Source organism: Deinococcus fonticola (assembly GCF_004634215.1).
GTDB classification, from domain to species: Bacteria; Deinococcota; Deinococci; order Deinococcales; family Deinococcaceae; genus Deinococcus; species Deinococcus fonticola.
This window is the reverse complement of record NZ_SMMH01000063.1, coordinates 1-9050: the sequence shown is the minus strand read 5'-3', so window position 1 is coordinate 9050 and position 9050 is coordinate 1. Positions and strand designations below refer to the sequence as shown.

Annotated in this window: 9 protein-coding genes; 1 reads left to right on the top strand and 8 read right to left on the bottom strand. The window is 57.8% G+C overall.

What is annotated here, in order from left to right:
- Positions 1 to 86 precede the first annotated feature (86 nt).
- The 8 genes from E5Z01_RS18595 to E5Z01_RS18560 form a co-directional block, all read right to left on the bottom strand.
- Positions 87 to 656 (bottom strand): DNA methyltransferase, encoded by a 570-nt coding sequence (locus E5Z01_RS18595; protein WP_135230741.1) that lies wholly within the window; start codon positions 654 to 656, stop codon positions 87 to 89.
- Positions 653 to 1063: a PIN domain-containing protein gene (locus E5Z01_RS18590; protein ID WP_135230740.1), complete on the bottom strand. Its 411-nt coding sequence runs from the start codon at positions 1061 to 1063 to the stop codon at positions 653 to 655. Before E5Z01_RS18590 ends, E5Z01_RS18595 begins: the two co-directional genes overlap by 4 nt.
- Entirely contained in the window at positions 1060 to 1509 is a 450-nt protein-coding gene (locus tag E5Z01_RS18585; protein ID WP_119765179.1) for a helix-turn-helix domain-containing protein, read from the bottom strand. Before E5Z01_RS18585 ends, E5Z01_RS18590 begins: the two co-directional genes overlap by 4 nt.
- A gap of 67 nt (positions 1510 to 1576) precedes the next feature.
- Positions 1577 to 1987: a hypothetical protein gene (locus E5Z01_RS18580; RefSeq protein ID WP_119765177.1), complete on the bottom strand. Its 411-nt coding sequence runs from the start codon at positions 1985 to 1987 to the stop codon at positions 1577 to 1579.
- A gap of 145 nt (positions 1988 to 2132) precedes the next feature.
- Positions 2133 to 2300, bottom strand: coding sequence for a helix-turn-helix domain-containing protein (locus E5Z01_RS18575; protein WP_135230739.1), 168 nt, complete (start codon positions 2298 to 2300; stop codon positions 2133 to 2135).
- Positions 2301 to 2342: 42 nt separating this feature from the next.
- On the bottom strand, positions 2343 to 4562 hold the full coding sequence (locus E5Z01_RS18570; protein WP_135230738.1) for an AAA family ATPase: 2220 nt from the start codon (positions 4560 to 4562) through the stop codon (positions 2343 to 2345).
- Positions 4562 to 4792 carry a hypothetical protein gene (locus E5Z01_RS18565; RefSeq protein ID WP_135230737.1) on the bottom strand — a complete coding sequence of 77 codons (231 nt, stop codon included), beginning with the start codon at positions 4790 to 4792 and terminating at the stop codon, positions 4562 to 4564. The genes E5Z01_RS18570 and E5Z01_RS18565 overlap by 1 nt, the downstream gene beginning before the upstream one ends.
- Positions 4789 to 7659, bottom strand: a complete 2871-nt coding sequence (locus E5Z01_RS18560; protein WP_170311960.1) for an SNF2-related protein — start codon at positions 7657 to 7659, stop codon at positions 4789 to 4791. The genes E5Z01_RS18565 and E5Z01_RS18560 overlap by 4 nt, the downstream gene beginning before the upstream one ends.
- 252 nt (positions 7660 to 7911) lie before the next feature.
- Here E5Z01_RS18560 and E5Z01_RS18555 point away from each other — a divergent pair, with 252 nt between their 5' ends.
- Positions 7912 to 8952: a transposase gene (locus E5Z01_RS18555; protein WP_135230736.1), complete on the top strand. Its 1041-nt coding sequence runs from the start codon at positions 7912 to 7914 to the stop codon at positions 8950 to 8952.
- The last annotated feature ends 98 nt before the right edge of the window (positions 8953 to 9050 follow it).

Genomic DNA, 9050 nt, shown 5'->3' with positions numbered 1-9050 from the left:
GGGCGCTGAGGAAGGGCCGGACATTCTGGTAGAGTCGGGGCACGTCCCCGAAGACTATTTTTGTCGTCATAAACAGAAATTGTCCCCTATCGGGGACGTTTTCTCATACTTTGTGTCAGGCCGTCAGGAGTCTGGGCAATCCCAGAGCTATTGTTTCCCGGTGTATCTTTAGACTGCCATACGATATTGGCTAGGAAATTCCTTCTTCCGATGATTTCATCACAAAGCACTTTTAAGTAGTGAACCTCATTATCGTCCAAGGAAATCCAAAGACTACCATCTTCTGTTAAAAGCTCGTCCAATAATTCCAGCCTTTCCCTCATCATGCTCAGCCATAAGCTGTGTTCCATGCCGTCGTCGTAATGCTCGAAGGCGCTGCCCGTGTTGTACGGCGGGTCAATGAAAATGCACTTGACTTTGCCCTTCACCTTTGGGTCGGTGGCAAGGCTTTGCAGGGCCAGCAGGTTGTCCCCGAAGATCAACATGTTCTCGAACTGGTCAGCTTCGGTCACGCGGGCGGCAGCGTGGTAGTTCCTGGTGGGGTCTTCCAGAAGGATGCGTGGCTCCAGGCGGGGCCGGTGGTCTTTGCCCACCCAGGTGAGTTCCAGTTTCAGGTCGCGCTGTCTTTTGGTGTCTTGGCGGGGGCTGTCGGTCATGGGGCTTGCTCCGTGATGATTTTAAGGTTGGGAACTCCAGCGAAATCGGCGGCGTTGTGCGTGACGAGGGGGCAGCGCAGGGCGAGGGCGGTGGCGGCAATCCAGGCGTCGGCGGGGTCAATTCGCCTTCCGGCTTTCTGGCAGGCGTGCCGGACTGCTCCCCAGATTCGGCCCATTCGTTCGTCGGACTCAATGACAACGTACTGGCGGAGGTAATTCCTTAGCCGCTCTCGGCGCGGTTCGCCCCACCTGTCGTTCAGCATCCATTCTTCCAGTTCGGCCACAACCTGAAACGGAAGAATGGTCTGGTGGCCCTGAATGAGGCGTTCGTAGTGGGGGCCGCGAGTGTCGCCCTTGAAGATGTAGCTAATGACATTGGTGTCAACGACAAGCCTGCCGGCCGTCATGCGGACTCGTCCATGTCGCCGCTGTTTTTCCCGAAGATTTCACTGAGTTCCTGCATGGTCTTATCGGGTTTTTCCCGGCGTTCCTTCTTCTCTTGTGCCAGTGCTGCCCAGTATTGTTCATCTTCGGCCAGTTCTTCGGCTGTCCAGGGCACCAGGTGCTTGCGGGCTTCCTCGTGGTCGTAGGGTTTGGCATCCACGAACAGGTGGGCATAGGGGTCTTCGGGTTCCGTGCGGTCTAGGACGGCGTCAAGGGCCATGCGTTGCCCGGTCAGTTGCTCCAGTCCGTCCAGGAGTTTGTCCACGGTCTCCAGGGTGATGCCCTGGCTTTTGCCGTTCACGATGTCGTAGACCGTTCCCTTGGACAGGCCGCTGGCCTTGATGAGGGCGTGGGTGGTGATCCCGCGCCTTTGCAGGGTTTGTGCCAGAGTCCAGTGAGTCGCCGTCATTGGGAAAGATTATCACTGGAGTGGGAAAGTTTGGTGAGGGTAATAGCTGGCTACCGGTTGGTGAACATCAGGGTTTTCGGCGTGCACGCACTAACTTCACAAACTCATCCTGAAAGCCGTCAATGACAGCCTGACTGTCAATAGGCTGAACTCCAAAGCGCAGAAGCTTGAAGACATCCTTGAAGTAGGGTTTTTCGGAGATATCAACCATTTCACCCTCTTCAAAGAGTGGCGTGCCCACGAGGTGAACTGGAAACTCGGCGTCCCCAGGTTCGGGATAGGCTCCGTCGATGCGCTGGTAAAGGTAAAAAGCGTCATCATCCCACTTGCGACCAACACACCAGATGATGCCGTTCTCAGCGGCCAGTTGGTTAGCTATGCCCTGTTTGGCTGTGGCCACCCTTTCATACATCTGGGCTTCCTCACAGTCTTCCTCCATCCTTTCGGGGTTGTGGTACATCATGTAATGCCCTTGCATAGGGGCAGATTAACAAAGCCTAGACCGAAAAACCCGCTGAAATCACATGAGACTGATTTGAATCGTAGCGCCAATTTCTTGCTCGACCATGTCGATTGATCTGTCAGGGGCTACATATGCTGCGATTCAGCTAAAGTTTTTGTTTCTAAGGCAACTCACTCTGTGCATTGGTTTCAAGGGTGATGCCCCGACTTTTGCCGTTCACGATGTCGTAGACCGTTCCCTTGGACAGGCCGTTGGCCTTGATGAGGGCGTGGGTGGTGATCCCGCGCCTTTGCAGGGTTTGTGCCAGAGTCCAGTAAGTCGCCTTCATTGAGAAAGATTACTACTGAGGCAGGAAAGATTGGTGAGTGGGTTACGACGTCCATATGCGAGTTTGCCCACATAACCCACCACAGGAGTAACTGCCATCTTCGTATTTCTTACGGTAAGTGCGGCCACCACACACGGGGCAGGTCATACGGTTGGCGAGGGCCAGGGTCATTTCGGCCAGTTCACGCACGTCATCATCAGTAATGTCTAATGCCCCGAGGCTGAAGTGCGCCCCCACCTGATTACGGATGAAGACCATGCTGTTCAGACGGTCAAGGACGGGTTGCCATGCCTGCGGCGCGGCAGGAACTGGGGGTTGAGTCACGAACCTACGGGCAGCCTTGCTGGCGCTTCTCAGCAGGGGGTCAAGGGTGTACTCACCGCGTGGCACACGTGGGAAGTCCAGTTGCAGGGTCATGGTCAAGTCATCCAGCAGGCGTTCAAGCATGACGCCGGACTTGCTGGCCACCGTATCTCTTTCCAGGTGTGGCGTTTGAAGCTTGCCTTTCAACTCGGCAGTGTGAGGCAGGGTGTTATGTACCTGAATGCCGTGTTCCAGCGTCCATTTCAGGAGTTCCTTGACCTCGATGCTGTCCGGCGTTTCGTTCCGTAAGCGATCCAGCCAGCCACGGTAATGCGTGACGACAATGATCTGAGGAAAGGCTGCCTGGGGGGTTCGGCGGGTTCGCACTTCAGTCCTCAGCAGATCGTCGATGCGGCTCAGGTGGGCGGCGTCTACGCTGGTGAATACATCGTCAAGTACGATAATGGCGTTCGGAGTGGTGTACTTGACGACGGCCAGCCAGAAGCAGAATCCAAGGGTGTCCAGGTGCGCCTCACTGTAAAAACCCTGCGGTAGGATGTCGTCGTGGCCGTGAAAGGTGGCCACCTGGTGCAGGCTGGCGCGGCGTTCGGGATCGATTTGCAGACCCCGCAGGCCCAGGGGTTCGCGGGGGTGAACGACCTGATAGAGGCGCTGGGCTTCGGCAGCCACCGCATCGAAAATGCCCTGTACGAAAGTGCGGCGCGTGTCGCGCATGGTGTGCAGCATGGCTTCCAGACGCTCTTTCAGGCGTTGCAGTTCCTGACCTCGTGCCTCCGCTTCCTCGTGGGCGTGCAAGCTGGCGCAAATGCCCCGTTGGTCTTCCAGGGTGGTGCGAAGGCCTGCCAGTTCGGCCTTCCAATGATGAAGTAGGGCCACACTTGGCTCATCCTGACCGGTTCCGGCAAATTGCAGACGGGCCTGCTGGTATTCCTGTTGGCGGATGCCCAGTCTGGTGGCGGCTTGGTGAACTGCTTCCTGCGCGGCATGCCTTTCTTGATTCTGGATTCGAACCTGTTCGGCCAGTCGGAGGCGTTGGGCGATCTGGGCCTGAAGCTCCGGGGTGGACACAGCTTGCTGGCACAGGGGGCATGTGTCGTCCGTGACGGCTGCCGTTCGTGTCAAGTGTTGCCCAGCGTGTTCGAGCAGCGAGACGAGGGACGTTTCAAGTTCCTGTGTACTGCTGCCCATGGTTTCTTCCAGTTTTTGAAGGTTTTGCTGGGCCTGCTCGTGCATGGACTTGGCCTGTTCGGCGTTGGTTTCGGAATGAAGCAGTTGCCGAAGGATGTCGAGGCACTGTTCCAATTCTCCTACACGCGACTGAACGTCATCGCGGGGGATGGCGGCTTGAGCTTTGGCCCAGGTCAGCAGGTTGGTGTCGGGGGCACCTGCGCCGCAACGGAAGGTCTTTAGTCGCTCCTGCTCCTGTAGAAGTCTCTGAGCGGTCTCGTTCAATTTCGTGTTCGTCTGATTCAGCGCGTCGGCGAGGCGTTTTTCGGCTTTTTCGACATTCTCGACATCGATCAGGCGTTTCAGTTGTCCATATCGTTCGGAAGGGGCACTCTCGGTCAACTTCAGCAGGGAACGCCGACGCAAGATGCAGACGGTGGGGCTGGCGCTCGGCCCGGCCACACGAACCTTCCCGCCATCGGTCAGCCTTCCCGTCCAGATGTCCCCATTCCCGAACTCGATTTCCACCTCGACCTGTGCGGGTGCTGAGCCAATGGCTGGTAAATGCTTTTGCGCGGAGGTGCCACTTCGTTCGGCAATCGAACCGGGCAGGGCGTTGCACACCATGTCCAGGGCGTCCACGATGGTCGATTTTCCTGTTCCGTTTTCGCCAAAAATCAGGGCAATGGGCCGCTGAGCGTCAAATTCAATCATGCTGCGGTGAGCGGAACCACGGAAGTTCTGCATGGCAATGCGGCGCACCACTGGCATTACTCTTCCCCACCGTACTGTTCATGCTCGGATCCCTGAGGCGTAAGTGCATTCTCAGTCAGTAAAATCCACTGTTCCACCTCCAGGTCACCCGTGACCAGGCCCAATTCAAGGCGGGGTAAATCCTGTTCCCGCAGGTAGCCCGCAGCCTGAAATCGCTGCCGGATCAGGGTGGCCAGTTGCTGATCAGGTGAAGGTTTGGAGGGGACGGTCTGCTCAGGGTCAGTCATTTCAGGCTCCAGCGCACGGTGAATAGGGGCGTCAAACTTTCCTCTTCTTCCAATTTTCTGGCCAACTGGTCGATCAGTTCCTGTCTTTTTTCGTCGATCCGATCTTGTTCGTCGAACAGGCTGCGGCGTTTATGGGTGCGTTTCTTCTCCAGTTCCTGCACCTGCCGCTGCCCGTCCAGTTTGGCTTGCAGGGTGGGGGCGGTGGTGGCGGCGCGGCGGGCTTCCTTGATCAACCTGTCCAGTTCCTTGATGTCGCGCTCCAGCCCGACTTTCAGGTCTTCTGACCAGGCGTCGATCCGGGCGGCGGCGTCCTCGAAGGCTTTCAGGTTGCGGGTGTTGATGGCCTCCTTGCGCTGGTTGCGAGCGTTGTCCTGAAGGTCGTTCAGGGCCGTGGGTGGTGCCAGGTCGGTGGGTTCCACACTGGCCTGCACTTCAAAGAATTTCTGGGCGATGTCCGGGTCGATGATGTCGCCGTCGTCTGTGAAGGTACTCCACAGCAGGTGTTCCTCGGTCTGGCCCAGCGAGGTCACGGTGTACAGCGAGAGGGTCAACCAGCCCTCCGATCCCACCCGGTCGCGCAGTGCGCCGATCTGCCCTTTCCCGGCGGCCATGTGGGCGGCGTAGTCGAAGTGCAGGTGTTGCACCTGCGAGAGGTCGCGGGTTTTGGCCTGCTCGACCAGATGCTGTGCCAGGGGATGCCCCAGCCGGTAACGGTGCTCGGACACCTCACCTGCCTCCTCGCGCAGCTTTTCGTCACGGGTGGGAATGGCGTACTGACCGGGGGCCACGTCATCCCGTGGGGGTTGGTGCAGGGTGAAGCGGCGTTCCGAAGTGAAGCTGGCCCGGTCTCCCAGTTCCGTGCGGGTGAGGTTCATCAGCAGGCGGGTAAAGCGGCCCAGTTGTTCCTGCGTCCCTGCCTGACGCACTTTGAGTTTCTCGCGCACTTCCTCGTCGAAGTTCTCCAGCAACTGGGCGCGGGTGCGGGTCATGGCGTCGCTGATTTCTTCACTCAGCGAGGCTTGCAGGGTATCGAAGGCGGCTTTGATCTCCTGCGGGGTGCGGCACTTCTGGTAGATGTCCGCGACGCGTTTTTCGAAGTCCACGCCGCTGCCGATTGCACCGATGACTTCGTCGCTGCTGCCGAACACACCCTCGAACAACTTGAATTTTTCACTGAGCAGTTCGTACACTCGCTGGTCGGCCTCGTTGCCCTTGTTCAGGAAGTTCAACACCACCACATCATGTTTCTGCCCGTAGCGGTGGCTGCGGCCAATGCGCTGCTCTATGCGCTGCGGATTCCACGGCAGGTCGTAGTTCACGACCAGGGCGCAGAATTGCAGGTTGATTCCTTCCGCCCCGGCCTCGGTGGCGATCATGATCTCAGCGCGGTCACGAAACTCTTCGACCAGGGCGCTTCTCATGTCTGCGGTTTTCGAGCCGGATACCTTGTCTGTTCCCTTGTTGCTTGCCAGCCACTGCTGGTAGATCTTCTTGCTGCGTTCGTCGTTGTTGGTGCCGTTGAACAGCACCACTTTCCCGGCGTACCCGTTGTCTTCCAGCAACTTCAGCAGGTAATCCTGCGTCTTTCGGGACTCGGTGAAGATGATGGCCTTCCGCTGCGCCCCCTGCCTCTCAGCGGCCTCGAAGGCCCTCTGCAACCCGTGCAGCAGGGCTTCCCCCTTGGCGTTCTGACGGATGTTCTGGGCGCGGGCCAGCAGGCCGCCCAGTTCCGCGACCTCCTCGGTCATCAGGGCACGCTGGGCTTCGGTCAGGGGTTCCTGATCATCGGGCCACTCTTCGGCGGTTTCGTCAAGGGCTTCGTAGTCCTCGGCCAGATCATCTTCAGGGGAACTGGGTGTCCCGCGTTTCAGTTCCTTCTGAACCCGGTCACGGATGCTGCCCAGCGCCCCGGCAATGGCATACGAACTGGAAGCCAGCAGCTTGCGGAGGATCAACGTGATCAGGGTGCGCTGACTGTTCGGCAGGGACGCCAGTGTATCGCGTTGCAGGAACTCACTGACCTGATTGTACAGGGTCTGTTCGTCGCGGTGGGGCATGAACTCCTCGACCAGAACATGACGCTTGGTGTAGTTCACGTACTGGGTGACCTGCTTGCGAAGCGTGCGGTGGCACAGGGGGGCAAGGCGGCCCTTGAGGTTCTGGAACACCGCCGGGTTGTTCAGATTGCTGTACTGCTCCCTGAAACTGGCAACGTCACCGAACACCTTCTCGTCAATCAGACTCACCAGTCCGTACAGTTCCAGCAGTGAGTTCTGGAGGGGCGTGGCCGTCAACAGCAGCTTGGGGTACGGACTCAGGGCGTCCTTCAAAGTGTTCCCGATGATGTTGGAGGTGCGGTACACATTGCGCAGGCGATGGGCTTCATCCATGACCACCAGATCCCACCCGGTCAGTTTCAGAAGGTCTTTTCTCCTTGCTGCGAAATGGTACGAACAGATGGTGACCCTGGGGACATCGAACGGGTTTGGCTGCCCTGACTTCACGGCGCTGTTGAAGGTCGCCGTCTCCAGAATCTGAACCGGGAGGAAAAATTTCTCCTCAAGTTCTTGCGCCCACTGCTTGCGAAGGTTGGCCGGAGTAATGATCAAAATGCGCCGTTTGTGCTCGGCCCACTTCTGCGAGATCACCAAACCAGCCTCGATTGTTTTCCCAAGACCGACCTCGTCCGCAAGGATCGCACCGCCCGAAAGGGGATCACTGAAGGCGAACAATGCTGCTTGAACCTGGTGCGGGTTCAGATCGACTTGAGCGTCAATGAGTGCTCCAGCGAACTTGTCATCCTCGTCCGAACCGCGCCGCCGGGTCAGTTCATGGGCGAAATACTGGGTGTGAAAAGGGGTCGACACGATGCCCGAATTATGCCGCGCTTTGATCAGACCAGAGGACGCAAAGGCAGTTTGAGGTGGCGAAATGACCACTACCTTTCACCGCAGAAGGGCAACAAGTTGTCACAAATTTTGTTGAGTTGACAGCCCCGCAGCCTGCCGAATTGATAGAAGTCCGTTCCTTTTTTTAACACCTCTTCACCCGGACGCAGTCCGGGTGAGTGAAGCGTCATCGCTCGCAAAGCGATCAATTCCATACGAGGTTTCAGAAAAATGCACATCACTTACAACCTGCGCATCCTACGTGATGCCGACTCCGCCCTCTCCACTCTGATCAACCGAGGGGATCTGCTTCCATGCCCAACCGAGAAAATTCATGGGGCGAACGGCACCATCTACCGACCAAAACCTGAACTGCAAGATCGCTTGACCGCCCGAAGCGACCTCCACTTTGCCATCGGTGAAACCATCATCGACTGCCAAACCTATGCTCTACCTCCGGAAGAATACGCCGGTCTTTTACTCAAGTCTCCCGGCTTCCGGCAGCACAAGCTGGCGCACCTGCTGCCACCATTGACGACTCGGATGGACTCCAATGCTAGGGAAAAATGGCTGAGCAACCTGGCCGAAACGCTACAGGTTCCAGCGCAGATCGACAACGAAGCACACCTCCTGCCGACTCGGCCAAGCCACGCGGCGACCTGGTTACCTGGGAACACTCGACTGATCAAAAGTCCTACCGGCTGGTTCCTCTGTCTCGCATTCGAGGTGCCACCACCACCAGTGCGGTACCACATCAAACAGGCAGTGGTGGGGATCGATATTGGCCTGAGAACACTGGCTGTCGCCGTGCACAAAGAGAGTCTGCAGCACCACGCCGCAGGGATCACCGACCTGCAAGTTACCCAGTCCGATCTCAAGCGCTACCTCCCAAACCGTCCCGACCTGTGGCAGGGAATGCAGCGCACCTGCGTCATGCTTCAGCACGCCGCAGCCCGTGAGGAACTTGCCCGCATGCTCGACCTGATCATCAGTGGAGCAAGCCTCGTGGGGTACGAAAAGCTCAACTTCGGCGCTGCGATGTGCCCTCTCTTCACCCGCCGGGCACGCGAACTTGGGCTGCGGGATTTCCTGAAAGTCTGGTTGCCACGCCGTCTGCAGATGCACCAAATTGAGTATGTCGAGGTACCGAGTGACCTCACCAGCCGACTGTGCAATGTCACCGGTCGCATCGGTCAACGCAGCAAGATTGACGTCGGAATTCTTGTAAACGGCAACGGCGAAGTGGAGTGCTCCCCAGAAACTGGACGGTGAGTCCCTAGAGACAAAGGCTCGAACCCAGCCCTAAGCTGGAAAGCGAGGCCCAGTCATGAAAATCCGTCAGTTTACCGAAGACCAGATCATCAAACTGC